Origin of the sequence: Pseudarthrobacter sp. S3 (assembly GCF_050156905.1) — a bacterium.
Lineage (GTDB): Bacteria > Actinomycetota > Actinomycetes > Actinomycetales > Micrococcaceae > Arthrobacter.
In genome coordinates this window covers 1147437-1168486 of the sequence record NZ_CP189583.1, presented here as the reverse complement: position 1 = coordinate 1168486, position 21050 = coordinate 1147437, and the positions used below count along the sequence as shown (strand labels likewise).

Here is a 21050-nt window from a genome sequence, read left to right as displayed (position 1 = left end):
GGACCATCGCCTACTGGGCCACCGCGGCCGCAGTCGCGAACACATCAGCCGGCATCGGACGGTGAAGCTTCCAGGTGATCGCGATCGGCTTCTCCCCCGCGTGCTGCACATAGTCCACCTGGCCGAGGCATGTGTACGGAACAGTCAGCCCGGTCTCGTCCTCTGATGTGTCGCGCGTGAAGATCAGGACCTTCGAGCCGTGCGCTGCCCGGTTCAGGTACCGCCTGCCCGTCGGACTTCCGGGCGACGTCGCATTCTGAGACTCCCAGTGGAACAGCTCAGGGCTGATGGCATAGTCCTTGTACATCGTCGTCGCCGAGTGCTTCTTGTCGTCCTTGTTGAGCGTGACGAAGAAGGCATCCGTGGACGTCGCCGGGCACCAGGCAACGCCCTCGCGGTGCTGTACGTTCTTGCCAAGCTCCAGCGACCCGTATTGGAGCGCCGCCAGAATCTCCTCGCGCCGGTAGGTCGCGTGCGACAGCAGCGGAACGTGCTGCAGTCCCGCACCGAGGCCCTTGGCGGCATGCTTGGACGCGACCACTCCGAGCTTCACGATCTGCCGGATCTCGCCGCAGACAAACTGGTAGCCGCGCAGATAGTCCAGGCCGGCGTCGTACGACGGGAACCCGCCGCCGTCGTCCCATATCGTGTAGAAGAGCATGCGGGCGAACGTCTGCTCCCGCATGCCGAGTTCTGCGAAGCGGGGCGCGTCGGCGCCGACGAGCATCGAATACGCCTCGGCGCGTTCCGGATCGTCCACGTGGATCAGCGCTGCCATCCGGCCGAGGAGCCTCTTCTCATCGGCGTGGGAGAGCTCCTGGATCCTGCCGCTGAGCACCTTCTCCAACGGCGAGAACCCCTCGATCAGCCCGGCCTGGCGCAGGTAGCCGGTCCACGAATCCCTGGTGGAACGGTAAATCGACTTCACGTCGTTCCCGGACCGCTCCAGATAGGCCTCCAGCTCCGTCTCCGCGTGCGAGGCGATGTCCCGGACCAGCTGGGCCCGGTTAAACCGCAGCTGGGCCCTGATGTTGTCCAGCACAACTTTTTGCGCCACCCGGTCCAGCACGATCTGCGAGCCCGACGGCAGGTACGGGAACTCGTCCTCGACAGCTTTTTCCAGCTCCTTGCGCCCGTAGCCGGTGAGCGCCCGGTAGCGCAGGTCGAAGCGGAACTCCCGGTGCTGCTGGCCGATGAAGTCCATGACGGTCAGCACCGCCTTGCCCTCGGCGCGGCGCAGCCCTCGCCCCAGTTGCTGGAGGAAGATCGTGGCGCTCTGCGTGGGCCGGAGCATCAGGATGGTGTCCACCTGCGGCAGGTCCAGGCCCTCGTTGAAGAGGTCGACGGCGAAGATGCAGTTGATCTTGCGTGCGGCGAGACGCTTCAGCGCCGCCGCGCGGTCGGCGTCGTCGGTGCTGCCGTCGACCGCGACGGAGGCGATGCCGGCGCGGTTGAAGACCTCCGCCATGTAGTGGGCGTGCTGGACCGAGACGCAGAAGCCGATGGCCCGCATCTGTTCGGTGCTGGTGACCTTGTCCCGGAGTTCGCGGATCACCTTAGCGGCGCGGGCGTCGTTGCCGGTGTAGAGGGTGTTCAGCTGCGCGGTGTCGTAGTTGCCGCGCTTCCATTCCAGCTGGCTGAGGTCGACGTCGTCCGAGACGCCGAAGTAGTGGAACGGCACCAGCAGATCCGCGTCCAGGGCGTCCCACAGGCGCAGTTCGCTGGCGGTGCGGCCGTCGAAGAACTGCTGGGCGACGTCGACACCGTCACCGCGTTCCGGCGTCGCGGTCAGCCCGAGGAGCTGCTGCGGCTGCAGGTGGTCCAGCAGCCGGCGGTAGGTGGGCGCCATGGCGTGGTGGAATTCGTCGATGACGACGACGTCGAAGAAGTCGGGTTCCAGCTTGTCGATGCCGAGAGCGGACAGCGACTGGACGGAGGCGAAGATGTGCTTCCACTGCCGGGGTTTGTGCTCGCCGACGTAGAGTTCGCCGAAGGCGCCGTCCTGCATGACGTCGCGGTAGGTGCGCATGGCCTGCTTAAGGATTTCCTGGCGGTGCGCGACGAACAGCAGCTTCAGGTCTTTGCCCGCTGCTTCGCAGAGAGACTTGTAGTCCAGCGCCGCAATGACGGTCTTGCCGGTACCGGTGGCCGCGACCAGGAGGTTGTGGTTGAAGCCTTTGAGCCGCTCGGCTTCGAGATCTTCGAGCATCTCCTCCTGGTGGAGGAAGGGTTGGAGCTCGAGGCCGGTGGCTGCCCCGGGGACGGCTGTTCGCCGGCCGCCGTTGCGTTCCAGAGCGGCGTCGAGCTTTTCGCCGTCGCGTTCGGGATCGTAGCTCTGGAAGGCGCGCTGCGCCCAGTAGCTGTCGAACGTGACCTCGAACTTCTGCAGCAGGGTGGGCGTGCCGACGGAGCTGAGCCGGACGTTCCATTCGAGGCCGTCCAGGAGGGCTGCCTGGCTGAGGTTGGAGCTGCCGACGTAGGCGGTGTCGAAGCCGGAGTTGCGGCGGAACAGCCAGGCCTTGGCGTGCAGGCGGGTGGCCTGGGTTTCGTAGTTGATCTTCACCTCGGCGCCGTAGCGGTTGACGAGTTCGTCGATGGCGCGGCGTTCCGTGGCGCCCATGTAGGTGGTGGTGATGACCCGGAGTTTGGCGCCGCGCTCCTTGAGCTGCTGCAGCGCTGGTTCGAGGAGTCTTAGCCCGGTCCAGCGGACAAACGCGCAGAGCAGGTCTACAGTGTTAGCCGATTCGATCTCGGTCCTGAGTTCCGCGGCGAGGTTGGGATCGTCTTTGCTGTTGGTGAGCAGCGCCGAATCGCTGAGTTTGGTGCTGGGGCGGCGCAGGCTGCGGCGCTTGAGCGTGTCCGGGCGGTGGAGGGACTGGAGTTGGGTGGGACCGGGGGTGATGCGGTCTTCCGTGTCCAATTGCTGGAGCAGCTTGTTCGCCAGGGCGACGCGTTCGGTGGGCTTGGCTGAGGCCAGGGCTTTCCGGACGGCGTCCCCGACGTGGCGGGAGAGGATGTCCGGGGAGTCTTCGTCGTCGATGTCCGCGAAGACCGGCTGAAGTTCTGCCTGATGATTCAGCTCTTCGCCCAGCGCGTCCGTGTTGAGAAGTTCGTACAAGCCCTCGGGCAGCCGCTCCGCCGCCCCTCCCCCAATGAAATTAGTCACTGCGCCAGGGTACTAGTCGTCACCGACAACCACGCGCATTCTGTCGGCTTACCCAGGGCACAGCAGAGGGCAAGCCGACGGAACGCCCACTCAGATAACAGCTGCTTCGCCCTCCAACGCCGATACGAGCACAGGAAGTGCCCGCCTGTCGAACTCGAAATGATCGCTGATTGAGAGTCGGTATCCGGGCAGCTCCAGTTTTGCCTCAGCGATGGCGGTTTCTCGTCGTACATCTGAGTTGGCAGTGCCTCCCCGGAACCACAGAGGATGCCCCACAACCACCCCAACTTTCTCATCCGGCAATAGCACGACCGGGACATCCATGGATCCAGCCACCACGACCTCGCAGCCAGCATCGATGGACTGCGCCGCCGACTGGAGCTCCAGCTTGCGGTCGAACCATCTGGAGAGTCTCAGCTCGTCGCCCGCGCACAAATCGAGCATGTCGAGCGCCAGTCTCCAGTCGAGAACGCCATGGAGACGTTGGTTGTCCCAGGACCTCAGACAGTCGGGACAAGAGGTGGAACACGCGGCGTGGCTGTTGGCTTCGAACATGTTCCTCAAAGTCTCACGGGTGGAGTGCAACAAGGCTTTGAAGTTGGCCGGCTTGGCAATCTCCACGGCATATCCCGCCCCGTTGTCCAGGCTGTCGGCCAGGAAGACCCTGGCCGTCGGCTCGCCGGCTGTCGTGAGGTGCTGAAGGCCCGCCTGTATCTCCTGTGGATCGATGTCCAGCTGCGCTTTCACGCCAGCACGCATCACTTCCGCCAGCGACCACAGTGCAGACATTCCTGCCGGCAGTACTCCGGAAGATGTGGGAAGGCCGCCGGTTGGCGTCTTCAGCCGGGTGAACGCGACAGTCACGGCATCGGTTGTGCGAATTTCTCCGATGGCACTCTTTCCGATGTCGATCCCTGTCGTCGGCATGTCCTTCCAACCCCGCGGATAGATGGCCTTATCGGCGGCCACAACGGACCCGTCGCCCTGACGCTTTAGGTCGAATAGCCTCCCTCTGTTGTCGTTGTATTGCAGCAACTTGCCCTGCTCATACAGGCGGACGTCCACGCCGAGTACTTCTTCCCGGGCCGTTTCCTTCTGGGCAGAAACGAACGTTGGCAGGCTCTTGGACTGTGCTCGCGAGCCGTCGATACGGTAGGGACGCGGTTTGTAGGTCGTTCTGAATCCTCGCGGCTCAAACATTGAGAACCGAACCACTTCACGGCCGCAATTCTCACAGACGTCACCGACTTTCCGGTCGATAAAGGTCGTGGCGCATTCCGGACACGAGACGACTTCGTGGGCCGCTCCCATGGGGTCGGCTGGGGACCATGATCTGCCGGTCTTCTCGTAGTGGGCAAAGCCTGCCGCCGTGTGAACGAGACCGTCCCTGACAATTTCCGCGCCCGGCGCGTAGTTTGTAACAGCCATTGCCAGGGGACGGTCAGCTACAACATTGTTGTCCAGTACCCTGCCCATCACCTGGCCGTCGTAGAGATTGCGGACTCTCGTGGGGAATCCGAAGAGGGGAAGCAGCCCACCCAGGGCCAAGACCAGACTAAGTTCCTCCTCGCTTCGTTCCGGCGACCCAATTATGCGATCAACCTCTGCGACGAGTTCGACGCGGGCCCAACGCTCGATCTCCAGGACCTGTGCGTCGCTAAGCCTCGTGTATCGGCTCAGCTGCCGCACGACGTCGCGCACGGTCGGGTGCGAGTCAAGCCAGTTAGCGACCCCGGGCCTGTAGCTAGGCCAGGAATCTACCTTTCCGAATGATCCATGCAGGCTCTCAGGAGTCCATTCTGGCTTCTCTGCCAACGATGAGAAGGCCCGCTTGAGCAGCTCGGATGCGGCGACGCGCTGCACGATTCGAGGTCGTCCCAGGTCAAGGAACGGCTGTGGCGGAAGATCGCCCGTCATACGATAAGCATTGTTGAAGTAATACTCATCGTGGGCAGAGTCGCGGCACGATGTGATGGCGAATGAGAACGCCTGCCCCGCGCGGCCAGCGCGGCCGACTCGCTGCTGATAGTTGAACCGCTGGGGCGGCATGTTAGCCATAAGAGTTGCGTTGAGCGCTCCGATGTCCACGCCGACCTCCATGGTCGTAGTCACACTTAGAACATCGAGCTGGCAGGTGCGTGGGTTCTCCTTGGGCGCTGGCAGCTGGATGCCCTTGAACCAGCGCTGGCGCTTACGCTGTTCGCTGGCAGGCTTAGTCTGTGCTGTCAGCTCGGCGACTGCTATTCGCCTCAGGTCCTGGCTCGCAAGCCACCCATAGTAATCGCCACCGCCCGCGAGCCGTTCGCGTTGTGACAAAGCGGTGGAGTCGCAGCCCTTGTTGGCGCAGACTCCCGCAGAGCCTTGTAGATGGACAAAACCACAACGGTCGCAAGTCCACACTCGGCCCGATGGAGGGGCAAAGCGGATGTGGTTCGTCGAACCGTGAATTTTTAGAATCCAACCGTCGTGTGTCAGGCCCTGGCTCTTAAGCACGCCAAATGCCCATGCCTCGAGTGTCCCGACGTCGACGCCATGCAGGAGCGAAACTCGTTTGAGGTAGTCTTTCACCGCGGTCGGCGTTTTGATCCCGTCCGACCCGGCAGCGAAGGACCCTTCATAGTTGAGGTCGAGACCCAACAAGCGCACGCAGCTTGCCGCAACTTCGCTTGCGAGTTCGTCGCTCAGACCGGACCCGGACCCTGAGACTTCTGCACGGACCCAGGCAAGTCCGGTCGATTCAACGTCGCGCCGGCCGGAGTCGAAGACTTGCCGTGCCAACTCCATGTCCAGCATGTTTCCAAGCTTCTCTTGCGCGACGGCAGAGGAGGCTGCATCGGCCTTGGTCCAGAGTCCCGGCTCCGGCGGCGCGTAAAACGTGTACCAAGGCTCCTTGTTGAAGTTCTGTGCAAAGGGCGACGGGCCGCCCGGGCTGATCCCCAAGTCAATCATCTGGGTTTCGATCCGAACCCGGAGGTCCGTCCATGCAATGGATTCGGAACCCGTTGAGTTGAGCGCTGACAACAATTCATTGTCCATGGGTGTGGCGACGCCCGCCGTTTCGCGCATGACAGCCATAAGGGCGCCGGGGTTGGTCTGCAGTAAGTGTTGTGCTTGGGCGAGTTCAGCAGGCTTCAGAACTGATTGGTCGGAGGTGAAGCGTCGAAGGATGTCAACGATATCTGTGGCCGCCGCATCGGAGAGGCCCCTTCGGAGCATCTGCACCAAGATGTCGCTATATTGCCGGGTGGCCAATGAAGCGGCAGTCCGCGCCGCGGAATCTCGGTTGTCTGTAAACACTATGGTTCGGTAGTCCTCCGGACGCTCACCGAGTGTCCGAGGCAGCTGACGGAGATATACCGAAGTCGTCTGAGCAGGCGACGTAGCGTGGCCTTGAAGGGGGGAGGCGACTTGGCCCTGAACAAATTCAGCCGTCTGGCGACCCTGTTGTCCGCATTGGGGACACCTACCGGGGATGGCAGGCGTCGCAGTGGCGTCGCCTTTGCCGCTGATCTGCAGCACCCAGCCGTTTGCGCCCTCAGGAGCCCCTACTTCGACGCGTCCGCTGGTATCCAAACTTGCCCGGACCCAGGCAACGTCGAAACTCTGACTTGACCATTTGCCACCCGCACCAACCGGCGGCTGGTTGCCGACAGCCGGCCAAAACCACCGATATATGCCCCGGTTTCGACGGGTAACCAATCCGGGGGCGTCCGACAAGATACCGGCCGGCGTTGCGCTCAGGCTCTCCGTTCCGTCGCTAAACGGCAAGACATAGCCACCCAAGCTGGTGTCACCGCACTCGCCACACAGGATCAGTTCCAGGACTCGGCTGCCGCAGTCGTCGCAGACTGATACGGGTTGCCCGAAGAGCTTGCCGACGTTTCGGTCTTGGTCGCGTCGGTCCGGAGACACACCCGCACACTGGGCGCTACTGCAGGCCCATAATCCGGAAAGGACGCGGGCAAATATGTGGCCACGCAGCGGGATGCCAACGTGTTCGCCGAGTGCAACAGCTTGGAATGCTGATTGCAGTGCAGTCAATTCAAGATCGTCGCTGCCGAACAACCGTTGAGAAATGGTTTGTAGGAACTGCGCGCGGTACCTGCCGTCCGCTTTCTCAAAGCAGGCCGCCGCGATTGCCTCCGACAATTCCGCAGATCGATTCACTAGTGTCCCCGCCTCGTGCTCTGCCAGCACTTGATCCCGACTGATCGGTAGTGGGCTCACAATTTCGCGGGATAGGCCTGCGGTGACTACGAAGCTGTTCTTCGAAGCTCCGAAGAACTCCTCCAGAAAGTTCAAGCCTTCATCATCCTGATTCAGCGATGCGCTGGCCGCGATGATGCGCAGCTGTGGGCTGTCCGGTTCGAGGCCAAGCCGGCTCATAAGCCTTCTCAAAAGTAGTGCAACTTCGCTGCCGGCGGAACCTCGGTAAGAGTGGAGTTCGTCCACTGCCAACGTGAACACGTGCTCCGGGGATTGAGCAAGCCATTCGCGCGTCTGCCGAAAGAGCGGCGCTTCGAAGTCCCGCATAAGGATGGCGTTGATCATTGCAAAGTTTGAAACCATAACGTCGGGTGGGTCTTGAACCATGTCCCAACGCGTGACCATCTCGTGAACCCTTGGGTCGGTAAATAGCGACAGATCGCTCTCGCCGACTGTCCCCGCAGTGACAAGGCTTTGGTACTCGTCGGCCATTTCGCGAAGTTCTTGAATGACCCGTGAAACGGACCCCGATTTTGCGGACGGTTTTGGTAGTACATTGTTTCCGGGCGTTGCACCCGTGTACCTGCCGAACCAGAGCCGCGCCTCGGGTCGCGTCTCGGAAATCCTCCGGAAGGCCAGTCGGAGACGGGTTAGCTGGTCTTCCACTAGGGCGTTCGTGGGGTACAAGATCATGGCGCGGACCGCTGCCTTGCGAGTTTCGTTCTTCCGCATCGGACTGAACGAGTCCCCAGTCCACCACGTGTTGACCGGCCCGGGTCTACTCCACTCCTCCGACTCCTCCACCAGCCGAAGCAGGATTGGCAGCAGGATCGCTTCAGTCTTCCCGGATCCAGTACCCGAGGTAAGGACGACGTTTCTTTTGCCGGCCTCACCAGCACCCCTATTCGTCAGGATGCTAGTTGCTTGATGGCGGCGAACTCCCATTCGCTCGCCGGGCTTTACGAATTGGCGGAAGAAGGCGTCGCCGACTACTCGTCCAACCGATTCCGAGTATCCAGCAGCTGTGGCTGTGTCGACGAGGTCGTCCGTTGTGGGATAGGGAATGACGGGCTCGACTAACGGTTCCTGAAATACCTGTCCTGCCGCAGCAAGAAGTTCATCACGGTCTGCTGCAAGCCCGGGGGATCGGAGGCGATAATTTGTCGAGAAGTATCGCGAAAAGGCTTCTTTGAGGTCGTCGCTTACGCTGATCGGGTTGGGATACTGAGTCATGACGTGAGCTTTCCAATAATCGCTTCTGCAGCGGCGGGAGGGACATTAAAGTAGGTGGTTGAACGGTCCGCCCGCTGTATTTGGGGCAATCCACCGTCGCCCATGACAGCTGCACGTCCGTATATGCCTGGAAGTTCGGCACCCACTGGCACTGACAAGGTGGCTTCCGCCGCGTCATAGGCAATCAGCGGGCGATTCGCCGAGAGCCCGGCCAGGTGCTTTCCCAATTCCACGGTTACCATCGCAGCGACACCGTCGGCGACGTCTTGAGCGCTACGGAAGAAGTACCGCGAACTGAAACTCCGAGACACCCGATAGAGCCCCGGCAGTCCAGCGGTTTCCGCCGTCATCCATGATGCAGACGGTGGGTTGAAGTACTCATATGATTCTGAGAAAGGCATGCCGCAGCGGACTAGCCCTTCACCAACGGAGGACAATGCAGGCAGCGCGCTGGATAGGGCCGTCGAAGCATTCGGCACTAAGTCGACCCCTAGCTCCTCAGCGATGGAGGCGATCTTGCCGTGCGGGATATTGTTGACGACGAGCAAGGACTGGCGGGTAGGGGCGTTGACTGAAATCGTGGCCCCAGCCGCCTCCAGGGCCTCAATCGCTTCGCCTTTGAGTTGTCTGTTCCAGAATCCTGTGAGAATCCAAGATCCATCCGCTAATTCACCAAAACAGGTCGCTGCGGATTCCCACCGAGTGACGTCGAGTTCGTCGTTGCGCTCCAACTCGATAATGCTCAGGGCCTCTAAATCGCGTAGAAGCTGATTCTCGAAAATAGCAGTGTCTTCGATCTGCCTCGCAAGAGTCGAGAATTCTCGACGTGACCCCGCGCCCAGGAAGAACAGGGAGTCGATGAGAGCGCTCCAGCTCGGTCCCGCGGCAGATAGCTCGGGCAGGGCATGCCGGGTCCGTCGGGTCGGGATCTTGTTGACGGGTGCCGACTTGCGCACTGAAGTCGGTTGTCGTTTACTCATACCGCATTGGGTGCAGACACCATACATCCAACTCGATTTTGGACGTTTTCCATCAAAAGCTGGGAAGTCGAAACGGTGATGCCCCGTCACGATGCAGGAGTTCTCCGGCGGTCCAGCCACAACAAGCAGCTGTCCGCTGAGACCCATCCGCCCGTTGCCGGCCCAATTCGGGCGGGAGGCTACAGGGCGGCTTCGGTATGGCACCGACGGGGCTGAGAGTGCCAACCCGTCGAGACCGGGAACGACTGCGTCTTCGCTGGCGACACACTTCATGGGCCAAACTGGATCTTCCAGGTCGTGGCAGAGAGACCTGAACCGCTCCGTTACGTCCGGGCTTGGCACCAACGAACTCCTCAGCTTCACAGCCAGGTTCTGGAGCGTTGTCTTTCCCCGGCGCAGTGACAAAGTGAAGTCCTTGCAGTCCCCCGGCAGCTCTTCCAGGTCAACCACTGCAGGAACAGCCAAGCCACGGTGAATGACACGCTCTTCTGTTTGGAGTGTTTCCGCGTTTCGCGTCAACAAGACGACGTCAACGGGCTCTTCGCTTTCGGAGGCGATCATGACCCGGATCGGGCTGAGCGCACTCCAGCGCGGCACGTGACCAGGGAGCTTGAGTCCCCCTGTGACGGTCATTTGTGTCGAAAGCCGCGGTTGGAATGCTGAGAGGTCGTTCGCCGTCACCAGTGCGGGCGCTGGTGCCCGCAACAGAATGACGTCCGTGAACACCGTCCAGCCTTGCGGAACGCCGCCAGTTCCCCCATGAGTTCGCGAGTATCCCGGCTGGGCCGCATCGTTGAGGATTTTCTCCACCGACGACACGAGCTGCGCTTCGTCCTTGACCAGAATTCGTGACAAAGCCGCAGCGTTTATTCGATCAGATTCGATATAGCCAGCGGAGAATGCGTCACGGGTCAGGATGACCACCTTCTTTGGAAAGCGCCGTAGAGCCTTGCCCGCCCCGACAACAATTCGCAAGTCACCGTTGATGGCCGAACCGGCATCGATCCCGACCGCCCGAAAATCAAATCCTGTCGAGCCGATTCCGAGGGCCTCCAGCGTGAACTCTCGGGCCGCACCGTTAAGTCCTTCAACATGGCAAGTCTCCCCGACGACTGACGAGCCACCGACCGTCAACCCGAATCGTAGTTCGGATCGAAGCATGACACGCCCATCCCTCAGGGTGAGGAGACAGCGTCCGGATGTCTGTCCAGGCGTCTTCGTACCTGCGCCGGTCAGGGCAGCACCTTCCCAAGTCGCAAACTCGGCCAAGGCGATTTCTACTATTCGACTCTTGAGTTCGGGTGAAACCCACATCTGGATGAGTGCAGCATTTGCCGAGGTCCTGGCAGAATTGATCCAGACGTCAATAGCCCCATACATGTCGGTGTGGGACACCGTCATTCCAGCGACGAAGCCCTGCTCTTCAAACATCTTTTTCAGGTTTCTTCGTTCACGGGCGCGCACCAGGGCTTGCGAAATGGGCAAGCCAACATAGCGGTGCATTAGCGCGTACGCGCTCGGCAGACCACGGTGGCCGTCCAGGTCCTCAAGCCAGAGGCTCAACGACTCCCAGTAAGCTTCACTGGATTTCGTGAAAGAAGTTCGAAATCTCCCCGATTCGTTGGCAGGTATACAGAGAAGTCCCTCCAGTGTGGAGTAATAGCTGGATTCGACAGCGCCTGTGTTCGTGTTGGCGCCGCCGATCCTTTCGGCGGCCAGTGAGAAGAGTGTAAGAAGCGCGATATGAGGCGGTGGGGGCACCTGCTCCGCATTCGCAAGTGCATCGCGCCTCCTGGCCAGCCACAGAGAGGTTACTCGATCAAACTCGGCGAAGGCGGCCCGGCCCGAATCTTTCCAGAAGAGCTTGGCCCTGATGGCGTTCGCCAACGAATCGTCAGCCTCATCGGCGTCCACTCCAACGTCGGAGCAAACACGCGCAAACGCCTCGTCGTCTTTGTCCAAGTAGACGAGCTCGCCCGCCCGATCCGCAGCGAAGAATCTGTGCGCCAACGCGGCATTCCACTCTTCGTAGCCCACACGGACTTCTAACTCGACATCGTTTGCCGCCAGTTCAACCATTTACACGTACCCCCAGTACAAAGGAACTCTTTCAGGTCAGGTTACTGGGCGGTACTGACAGTTACTGATTGGACGCGCAGAAGCCAGGCACGCAGCCATTCCAACTCGTGCAGCCGCTGAGATCAATACGTCTATGGCGTTAGTGCCCAGCGTGCATCAAGAATTGAACGGTGACCTTTGTGAGACGACACGTTATCTGCAGAAACGCAGCTGTTGATGTAGTGGATGACTGCTGATATACCGTCCCAATGACCAAAGGCCACGTTTTCGTCACCATGGGCGACTTGCTCAACTTCAAATCGGATGCTTGGCTTCTGCCAGTCGACCGGCGGGCTTCGCCCGGAGAACGCTGGAAAGAGAGGTTGCCGGGGCTGGCGGAGGCCTTAGAAATCAGCAGTCTCCAGGCGATAAAGAACGAATCGGTGTTCGCTTTGCCTCTTAATATCCGGGACAAAGAATCATCCATTCCGGTTCTCACGGCGGTTCCGATGGCAGGAATATCCCAGGCCGAACAGCTCCTACCGCGTTTCCGCGCGTTCCTCGAGGCCGCCACAGCTGCCACGACCGAGCGCCGTCGATCAACAGGAGAATCGGCGACCCGCCCAGTGTTGGCCGTGCCATTCTTCGGCACCGGGGGAGGTGGCGGAAACATCTATCGGGGCGAAATTCTCCGCGTTCTCCTTGGAGAGGCATACCGTCACACGGACGAGGCTGGGGTTGACGTCGTCTTTGTCTTCCAGGATCCTGCGGCGTTCGCTCTCGCGCAACAGCAACGGAGGGAGCGCCGGGGTGCGTGGTCATCCCTGGGTCCTTCTCTCCTCAACCAGGCGAAAGAATTGGCCGAGATCGCACGTGATGGCCGGTTAGTTCCATTCATGGGCGCTGGCGTCAGCATTAGCGCGGGAGCCCCAAGCTGGCGCCAGCTGCTGCAGAGTCTGGCCGGTGCCGCAGGCCTCGAATTATCCGAACAGGAGGCACTCGAGAAACTGAGTAATTTGGATCAGGCCGACGTCCTCCGATCCTTCTTCTCGGATAAGTTTCCCCGCGACAGCGATGCCAGGTTTGGCCAAGCAGTGGCCGCCGCCGTCGATGTTAAGAATTACGGCCTCGCACCGAGCCTCCTCGCCTGTCTCCCATCTGACGGAGCGATCACGCTCAACTACGACACCCTCTTCGAGACAGCATCGAAGGACGCAGGAAGTCCCCGGACTGTTATTCCCGGCGATCAGCCGGACGACCAGACGGCCGCAAGCAAGAGATGGCTCTTGAAGCTCCACGGGTCAGTCGATAAGCCAGAAACTATTGTCCTTACCAGAGACGATTACCTCGGCTACAGCGCCACACGGGAAGCGCTCTCCGCCCTGGTAAAGGCCCATCTCATAACTCATCACTTACTCTTCGTGGGCTTCGGACTAACCGACGACCACTTCCATGAGATTGTTCACGATGTTCGACGGGCGCTGCCAGCCAAAAAAGGAGGCGATCGATTCGGATCAGCCCTAATGCTGGAGCAGGATGGGATGCAGGAAAAGCTTTGGGGAAAGCACCTCAATTTGATCAATATGAAGAATCCGGATGCATCGGAGTTCGTTACCGACGAACCAGCCAGACGGCTTGAGATTTTCTTGGACGCACTCGTCGCGCACTCTTCAGACAGCCACTCATTCCTTTTGGCTCCGCACTATGGAGAGGGCCTCACGGAGGAAGAGTCGGGACTCAGGGATGCTTTGCTCAAAGTCGCCAGGGTCTCCGCTGCCGGCGAGGCCAGCAGTGTCACGCCGGTCGTCCATCGGATGCTTCGGGAGCTCGGATGGGAAGGTCCGACTTAAACGGTACAAACAGACGAGTAGCGGGTCCGGATGCTCGTTATTGTCACTCAGAACCTGGCCCCGCCCGTACGCAGCGGCATCCTGCCTACGCACTCAGTCCAGCACTGGACGGTTACAGTCCCCGCACCCACAACCGCGACGGCCTCCCCCGCGTCCCGTCGGACATCTGCCCGGTCCCCTGCAGCCTCGGCTCCATAAACCGCCGGAACGTATCGCGCATCAACGTCGAAGCCGCCACCGCCTCGTGCAGGTCCCGCAGCTCCTTCAGCGTGAACGGCTCGGTCAGCAGCTCCCCCGGGTCCGGGGCCTCCGTGTAGGCAGCCCTCAGCCACTCCACGGCCTTCGCCACAATCTCCGAATGGCCGTACGGCAGCCCGGCGATCAGCTGAGGCTCCCCGGTCACGGAAGTCAGCCGGACGCCGTCGGACTTCAATGCCTCCTCCAACGCCGTCAGCGGCACCACATCCACGTGCGCCACTGACAACACCCAGCCGCGGTCGTCGCGCCCCGGCTCGTCAAAGACGTGCAGCTGGCGGGGCACCCGGCCGGAGATTCCGGCCTTCTCCCGCAGGCACCGCAACACCGCAACCGCGAGGGTCTCGCATTCGCGCAGGAAGGTGCCTGGCAGCGCCCAATTTCCATGCTGATCCGATTCCTGCCGCTTCACGAGCAGCACGCACACATCCCCGCCGGCAACGGTCAGCACCGCCGTGTCCACCGCCACCGAGGGACGCGGGTAGTCGAGCAGGGCTGCGGCAGGGCTGTTCTTGGAATCCTTCACATCACTATTTATCGCAGTCTTGCGCTAAAGATGCAAGCCGTGCATACTGAAGTCAATTAGCGCAGAAGTGCACTAAATCAAATGGAGGTCATCATGAAAATCCCACAGCTTCACGTCGGTGCCGGCAGCAGGCTCGGCCCGCTGAGCATCTTCCCCGTCTGGACCTCCGGGTCCGGCAACCTGGGCATCAGCACCGGCACCCACGCCGACGTCGCCGTTACCGAGCTCGCCAGCGGCCCCCAGGTGGCCCGGCTCACCGTGACCAACAACGGCCCGCATCCGGCCCTGCTGCTGGAGGGCGAGCTGCTCGAGGGCGGACAGCAGCACCGGACCTGCGCCCGCGACGTCGTCCTGGGCCCCGGCGAAACCCGCGACATCGACACCTTCTGCGTCGAGGCCGGCCGCTGGGAAGCCGGAAAGTCCAGCCACCGCCGGCAGGCGCGGCGCGCACCGCTGAACGTCTGGTCCGAGCTGGCCAACGGCCTCGACGGCCGGCGCGGCGGGGACCGGCAGGGGCGGATCTGGGAGCGGGTCAGCCGCTTCGATGCGGCCCGCGGCGCGTCGGTGACCGGCTCCCTGCTGGACCACCTGGACCTGTTCAGGAACAACGCGCACAACCGCTTCGACGCCGCCAATGCCCCCGCACCGCTGGAGGGCCAGCGCGGCGTCGTGCTCGGGCTGGGCACGCAGCCGCTCCTCCTGGAGGTCTTCGGCACCGGCACGCTGTTCCGCCGGCACTACCGACAGCTGATCGACTCCGCACTGCTGGACCTGGAGCTCCTCTCACCCCAGGCGCTGGCCTCCGGTCCCATGCCGGGCCAGCGGGCCCGTGACTTCGCCGCCCTGGTCCAGGCGCTGGACTTCGGAGCGTTCGACGGCGGCGTGGCTGCTGTCGAGGTCCGGAGCCACGGTGCGCTCCGGAGCCGCAATATCTCCCGCGCCGCCGGCCCGGTGTCCGCCGCGGGCATCGCCGTCGAACTTCCCACCCGCAGCCCCCAGCTGGCCCACCTGACCGGCTGGAACACCCACCACCCCCTGATGGAGCTGGCATGAAACTGACCCCCTTGCAGAACGACCGCGCGGCCGGCGTCCTCGTTGCCCTGGCCGCCGGCGACGCCCTCGGCGCCGGCTACGAGTTCGGCGCTCCGCTGCCGGACGGCGCCGAGGTCACTATGAAAGGCGGCGGGCCGTTCGGGTTCGCGCCGGCCGAGTGGACCGACGACACCTCCATGGCCGTCCCGATCGCGCAGGCATTGCTCGAGGCGGCGCCCGACGCCGGATCTTCCTCACCCGCCGCGCTCACCATGGTGGTCCGGGCCTGGACGGCGTGGGCGGCCGAGGCCAAGGACGTGGGCGCCCAGACCAGCGCCGTCATCGCGGCCGCCCGCCGGCTGGCCTCTGCGGCGGGCCGGAGCGAGGTGACTGCCGCCGACTTCAGCGCCGCGGCCGCGGACTTCCACGCCCGCACCGGCCGAAGCGCCGGGAACGGCTCGCTGATGCGCACCGCTCCGCTGGCGCTGGCCTATCTGGACCGGGATCCGGCTGAACTGATGGCCGAGGCCGGGGTGCTCAGCGCGCTGACCCACGCCGACCCGGACGCGCAGGAAGCTTGCGGCCTCTGGTGCGTCGCCATCCGGGAGGCGGTGCTGACCGGGCTGCTCGATGTGCGGGCCGGGCTGCCGCTGCTTCCTGCCGCGCGGGCAGGGCTGTGGCTGGAGCGGATCGAGGCGGCCGAGCGGTCCCGGCCGCGTGACTTCACCCATAACGGCTGGGGGGTCGAGGCATTCCAGGGCGCCTGGAGCGCCATCCACTTCGGTTTGTCGGCCTCCGGCCCGGCCCACCTGCGGGCAGCGCTGGAGGAGGCCGTCCGCGGCGGCCGGGACACCGACACCGTCGCCGCCATCGCCGGCGGGCTGCTCGGCGCCGCCTACGGCTACACCGCGGTGCCGTTCGAGTGGCGGCGGCGTCTGCACGGCTGGCCCGGACTCTTGGCGCGCGACCTCATGATGCTCGGCATGGAACTGGGCCGCGGCGTGGGCCGCCGGCCCGCAGCCTGGCCGCGCGCCGAACGCCAGGACTACAGCATGTGGGGCCGCACCGACGTCCTGGTCCAACACCCGTGCGACGACGGCGTCTGGCTGGGCGGCGTCGGATCCCTCTCGCAGGTTTCCGAGCTGGGGATCGACGCCGTGGTGTCGTTGTGCCGGCTGGGGACTTCCGACGTGCCCGGCGTGGCGCCGGAAGACCACGCCACGTTCTGGATCATCGACTCCCCTGCCTCTGAGGACAACGCCGACGCCGCGTACGTCCTGCGGGACGCGGCGGCCGCCGTCGAACGCTTCCGCGCGGAGGGCAAGACGGTGCTGCTGCACTGCGTCCGCGCCGAGTCCCGGACGCCCACTGTGGCGGCGCTGTACGGTGCACGTGTTGCTGGGGTTACCGCCTTGGTGGCACTGGAGGATGTGCGACGGGTACTGCCGGGAGCAAACCCGAATGCGTTGTTCCTTGGACTCCTGAAGGAAGCCGAAACAGCCGCAGCACTCCATGTTGATGGAGCCACGACCGGGGTTGCCCAAAATGTCCGATCCTACTGATAGGAATGTGACCATGACTACAACTCCTGAACTCAGCCGGGAGCAGCGCGATGCCGCAATGGTGGAACGCTACTCGGATGGCGAGACCCTTGATGCCATCGGCCAGACCTTCGGCATCACCCGCGAGCGTGTCCGGCAGATCATTGCCAAGGTCGGTGGGACGAACGCCGAGGAATCCCGAAAGAACCGCATCTCTGCGCGCGAAGCGGCCCGAAAAGCTGCCCACGACGCGTTTCTGACGGAATACGGTGACTTGGCGCGCCAGATGGCCAAGCGCGGCGTCACCCGGCCGGACGCGGTGCTGAAGCTGCAGGCGCTTTACCCGGCGATCGATGTTGATCTCGCCGAGGACGTTCTCCGGGAGTCAAGCATCGTCTTCGACAAAAGTCAGATTGACGACATCTTCTCCAAAGAAGCTGTCGCCGCAGGCGTCTGGTATCTGCTCGGTTCCGAACTTCGGCTGGCCCCGGCCCGTGGATGGGCAGCAGTCAATCTGGACCTTTCGCTGATGGGCGAGCTGAGGGCCGCACTCGGGTCCGCGGAAGCAGACCTCGATGACATCGCCACAATCCTCGGAGTCATCGGTGCGGCGCAGAAGCACCTCGCCAGCAACCCCACATCCAGCATCACCGGCAAGCGCTACCAGGAACTCCGTGAGGAACTCGTGGTTGCCCTTGGCCTCGTATCGCGGCAGGGTGCGTTCCCTTGGCCGCCGACTCGCCAAACCGTCACGAAACGCTTCGGCGGCTGGAACGAGGCCTTGGAAGCAATGGGCGTAGGCACCACTACTCAGGGCAGGCCGAAGGGTCTTTTGAAGTTCACCGCGAAGACTACGACGACGCGGTGCACGATTTCTGCTTCTACGCCTCGGCTGCCGATATAAATGCCACGTATGCAGGATATGACGTGTGGGTGAAACAGGAGATCGCCGAGGGGCGTGAACGGCCGTCCGGTGCATCCGTACGGAACATCTACGGCACCTGGATGGACGCCGTCCGGTCAGTGCAGGAGTAGACGGCGAAATTGGTGGACATTGTGGGGGCCGAGCTGACAACTGCGGGCAGCCGAAGCGCGCCGGGCTATTGGACTCGACCCGAAGCCTTAGTCGAGGCATATCGCAGGGGCGATCCCCTGCGAGCGATTGCGCATGATTACGACGGCAGCGTCCTCGACATTTGTGAGGCGCTCATCGACAAAACGCTGCCGGACAACGAGCTTGAGCGTCTCCGCTCCGTCAGGCAGCGAGGCCAAACCACCATGGGGTCCATCTGGGACAACGTGGAAATGATCACCAGACTGGACGATTCCGGAATCAAGCGTTCGGAAATTCCGGTGGTCCTGCGTGCAATTGGGACGGAGATTGACGTCGAGGTCGCCGTCGAACTATTGCACGTCCCCGGGATTCCCGGCGACGATCCCACAATTCTGCAGGACCCAATACTCCTCTGCGACAAACTGAGCCTGCTGTATGTCACTGGCAAGCACCACGGGATCGAACCCGATTATCAGCTGACGCTGGGGCAGATGCCCACGGCTGAGATCGCCGAGCTGCGGCTTTTGACTAGGGCTGATTTTCCTCCGAGACGTTTCGCTGAGATCCTGGCAGTCGCTGAGACCACCAAGCTGGCCATCCGAGCGCGGGTTGCCAGATCATTGTCCGTTGAGGAATACGTGGCAACGGCGGAACCTCTGGCAAGGCGGTTCAGGGGCCATATCCTTGATGAAGCCGCCGCATGGCCTACCCCTGTCTCAGCCTTGACCCGCCGCCTCGGCGGCGGGTGTTGGGATCAGGCGTTGAGCAAAGTGGGATTGCAACTGCGCAAAGCCGCTGACCGTTTTGGCGAAACCGATTTCATCCAGGCCATTCAGGATTACGGGGTGGAATGCGCCGATTGTGACTTCCCAGTGAGTCTCGAGACTTACGACCGCTGGGTTACGGCAGAGGTATCGCTGGGAGGCGACCGTCCTTCAGCCATCGAGTTGATGGTCCACTACGGCGGCTGGCAGGAGGCACTCAGCACCATCCCGGGGTACGAGGCGAAGCAACAGCTTCCCGCTCCCAACTCTGACTCCATCGACGCCGCGCTATTGGACCGGACTGATTCAGCCCTTGAGGCCGCCTGGGTGCGCGTGGGCGAGTACGTTTGCGAACTGCTTGCGAGCATGCCCCGGAACCGCTCCCTCCTGATTCATTACGGCGACTGCGTCGATGGTTCTATCCCGCCCTTCGCGGAGGGTATCCGCGGTGTTGACGGCGTATGGTGCGAAGTCGTCTCCGAGCGCCTCTTGCCGGGCGAACAGTGGCCTATCGACACAGACTATTTGGAAGACGAGGACTGGCTAGCCCCCGACGACGAAGTTCCGCAGTGGTGCAAGGAAAAGGTGGCCCTCCATGAAGCCGGGCATCAGCTTCTCAAAGGACTGAGGTTCGGCCGGCTATGCCCAGACCCTTGGCAACTGCGCTGGGGTACCAAGCAGCCGATAGGCGGACCGGGTCGGGATCACGGCGTGACGATGGAGCAAGCTCTAGCCGGCGAAGTCCAAACTCTGCGAAATGCGGGGTGAGAGCGCTTGGAGAAGGCGCGCAAACTTTTCACTCGACACACACCACACTCGACGGGGATCACATTATGACCACACCAACCGAAGATTTCCTGCCCGAGGCCGACCCGCGAGACGCGATTGGGCCAGCAATGGCATCGTTTCGCGCGGGTGATCCCCTGAGTTCAATCGCGGCTGCGGCGAACATGCATAGCTACCAGATGCTGCGTCTTCTCTGTTCCCGCGTCGCCGATCGGGCCGAGGAACAGCGGTCCAAGGCTATCCGGGATCGATGCTACGCAACGGGAGCTGCCCTTTGGCACGAGCGCGAGCGCTTTGAGCAGCTTCATGCTGCCGGGATTGACTTTAGGGACATACCGAAGGTTCTGGCAGCGCTCGGGGCACCGGTCGACGTCGACATCGCAGTGGAGATGCTCCGGAGCACACACATGTTCAAGGACATTCTTTATCGCGTGCGACAACAACAAGGGGGCATCGGTGCGGGGATTGCAGCACCCACCGACGCGCTCAGTTTGCTGTATGTGACGGGTCTGCACCGCGGCGTGAAACCAGATTGTGAAATGGCTCTGGGGATGATGCCTGTTTCATCCATCGCCGACATCCGGGACCTCCTGGGGACCCGCCATCCCCACCGGGATACAGCCAGAATCCTAGGGATTATTGAAGCAACGGCACAGGCCATCCGCTCCGGCAATGTGGCTGGAATATCGTCCTCCGAGTACGGCGAGTTGGCCGAGGTAATCGCGCTGCATCTTGACGACGCCGGGACACCATCCGGAGCCAGCGGGCCGGCTCCGGCAGACGAGCTCCGGCGCCGCCTGGGCCTAGGATTCTGGGACACCGCGTTGGGTTCCGTGGGGCTGCAACTCCCATCCACCAGAGATCGGTTCAATGCCGCCGAATTCGCCGACGCGGCTGCAGGATTCATGTGCGCCTATGACCAGTTTGGGTCTCCGAAAGAGGTGGCGAGCTATGACAGTTGGATGATTGCCGAGACAGCCGCCGGACGCGATCGGCCGTCCGCAGTCGCTATCATGAGGCATTTCGCTGCTTGGGAGTCGGTGATCGGCGCCGTGATGCCTTCGGAAATCGAGGATGAGTACGACGGCATGGTCAACCACATCAGGGCCGGGAACAACGTCCAGGAAGGCTGGGCTAAAGCCGGCGAACTGGTCAGCGAAGTCCTCGCCAACATGCCGTGGAACTCGTTCCTCAGCATTCAGTACGCTGACGACGACACCGAAGGATTGGCACCATATGCCCAGGCGGTTCCCAGCGCTGATGGGGTCTGGTTCGAAATCGTGTCAGAGAAGTATTTACCCGCGGACCAATGGCCAATCGAGAAGGGCTACCTAACCAGGAATCGATGGTCGGCTCCCGATAGCAATTTTCCGAACTGGTACAAGGACGGTATTCCACACATCGAAGCGGGGCACCAGATACTCGAAGGTTTGAGATATGGCCGGGGCTGCGACGATGCAAGCAAGCTTCAATGGCATACCGGCGAATTTCCGACCGGGCCCGGTCCGGACGGCGGCGTCACACTTGATGACGCGCTGAACGGTATTGTGCAGACACTTAGCAACGCTGCCTAGCCAAAGTCCGAGTTGATGGAGCACC

At 62.3% G+C, this 21050-nt stretch carries 10 protein-coding genes; 6 read left to right on the top strand and 4 right to left on the bottom strand.

Annotated features, from left to right (window positions below; all coding sequences use genetic code 11):
- Positions 1 to 10 precede the first annotated feature (10 nt).
- The 3 genes from ACQCSV_RS05675 to ACQCSV_RS05665 form a co-directional block, all read right to left on the bottom strand.
- Entirely contained in the window at positions 11 to 3166 is a 3156-nt protein-coding gene (locus tag ACQCSV_RS05675; protein WP_426939284.1) for a DUF3427 domain-containing protein, read from the bottom strand.
- A gap of 90 nt (positions 3167 to 3256) precedes the next feature.
- Positions 3257 to 8605 (bottom strand): DEAD/DEAH box helicase, encoded by a 5349-nt coding sequence (locus ACQCSV_RS05670; RefSeq protein WP_426939283.1) that lies wholly within the window; start codon positions 8603 to 8605, stop codon positions 3257 to 3259.
- Entirely contained in the window at positions 8602 to 11664 is a 3063-nt protein-coding gene (locus ACQCSV_RS05665) for a hypothetical protein (RefSeq protein ID WP_426939282.1), read from the bottom strand. Before ACQCSV_RS05665 ends, ACQCSV_RS05670 begins: the two co-directional genes overlap by 4 nt.
- Positions 11665 to 11912: 248 nt before the next feature.
- On the opposite strand from ACQCSV_RS05665, the gene ACQCSV_RS05660 reads away from it, so the two are divergent.
- Positions 11913 to 13493: an SIR2 family protein gene (locus ACQCSV_RS05660; RefSeq protein WP_426939281.1), complete on the top strand. Its 1581-nt coding sequence runs from the start codon at positions 11913 to 11915 to the stop codon at positions 13491 to 13493.
- A gap of 112 nt (positions 13494 to 13605) precedes the next feature.
- Here the strand turns inward: ACQCSV_RS05660 and ACQCSV_RS05655 are convergent, their stop codons facing one another.
- Entirely contained in the window at positions 13606 to 14274 is a 669-nt protein-coding gene (locus ACQCSV_RS05655) for an NUDIX hydrolase (protein ID WP_426939280.1), read from the bottom strand.
- A gap of 93 nt (positions 14275 to 14367) precedes the next feature.
- On the opposite strand from ACQCSV_RS05655, the gene ACQCSV_RS05650 reads away from it, so the two are divergent.
- The 5 genes from ACQCSV_RS05650 (at position 14368) to ACQCSV_RS05630 (ending at position 21025) form a co-directional block, all read left to right on the top strand.
- Positions 14368 to 15327 (top strand): ARPP-1 family domain-containing protein, encoded by a 960-nt coding sequence (locus tag ACQCSV_RS05650; RefSeq protein ID WP_426939279.1) that lies wholly within the window; start codon positions 14368 to 14370, stop codon positions 15325 to 15327.
- Positions 15324 to 16868, top strand: coding sequence for an ADP-ribosylglycohydrolase family protein (locus tag ACQCSV_RS05645; RefSeq protein ID WP_426939278.1), 1545 nt, complete (start codon positions 15324 to 15326; stop codon positions 16866 to 16868). The genes ACQCSV_RS05650 and ACQCSV_RS05645 overlap by 4 nt, the downstream gene beginning before the upstream one ends.
- 13 nt (positions 16869 to 16881) lie before the next feature.
- A complete protein-coding gene (locus ACQCSV_RS05640; RefSeq protein WP_426939277.1) occupies positions 16882 to 17751 on the top strand; it encodes a sigma factor-like helix-turn-helix DNA-binding protein in 870 nt (289 codons plus the stop codon).
- 143 nt (positions 17752 to 17894) lie between these two features.
- Positions 17895 to 19433 carry a TY-Chap domain-containing protein gene (locus ACQCSV_RS05635; protein WP_426939530.1) on the top strand — a complete coding sequence of 513 codons (1539 nt, stop codon included), beginning with the start codon at positions 17895 to 17897 and terminating at the stop codon, positions 19431 to 19433.
- 65 nt (positions 19434 to 19498) lie between these two features.
- On the top strand, positions 19499 to 21025 hold the full coding sequence (locus tag ACQCSV_RS05630) for a TY-Chap domain-containing protein (RefSeq protein WP_426939276.1): 1527 nt from the start codon (positions 19499 to 19501) through the stop codon (positions 21023 to 21025).
- Positions 21026 to 21050: the final 25 nt, after the last annotated feature.

Excerpts from the sequence above, each read along its gene's own strand:
- ACQCSV_RS05670 (WP_426939283.1), bottom strand. The coding sequence starts at position 8,605 with ATGACTCAGTATCCCAACCCGATCAGCGTAAGCGACGACCTCAAAGAA.
- ACQCSV_RS05640 (WP_426939277.1), top strand. The coding sequence starts at position 16,882 with ATGACTACAACTCCTGAACTCAGCCGGGAGCAGCGCGATGCCGCAATG.
- ACQCSV_RS05630 (WP_426939276.1), top strand. The coding sequence starts at position 19,499 with ATGACCACACCAACCGAAGATTTCCTGCCCGAGGCCGACCCGCGAGAC.
- ACQCSV_RS05660 (WP_426939281.1), top strand. The coding sequence starts at position 11,913 with ATGACCAAAGGCCACGTTTTCGTCACCATGGGCGACTTGCTCAACTTC.
- ACQCSV_RS05665 (WP_426939282.1), bottom strand. The coding sequence starts at position 11,664 with ATGGTTGAACTGGCGGCAAACGATGTCGAGTTAGAAGTCCGTGTGGGC.
- ACQCSV_RS05645 (WP_426939278.1), top strand. The coding sequence starts at position 15,324 with ATGAAACTGACCCCCTTGCAGAACGACCGCGCGGCCGGCGTCCTCGTT.
- ACQCSV_RS05650 (WP_426939279.1), top strand. The coding sequence starts at position 14,368 with ATGAAAATCCCACAGCTTCACGTCGGTGCCGGCAGCAGGCTCGGCCCG.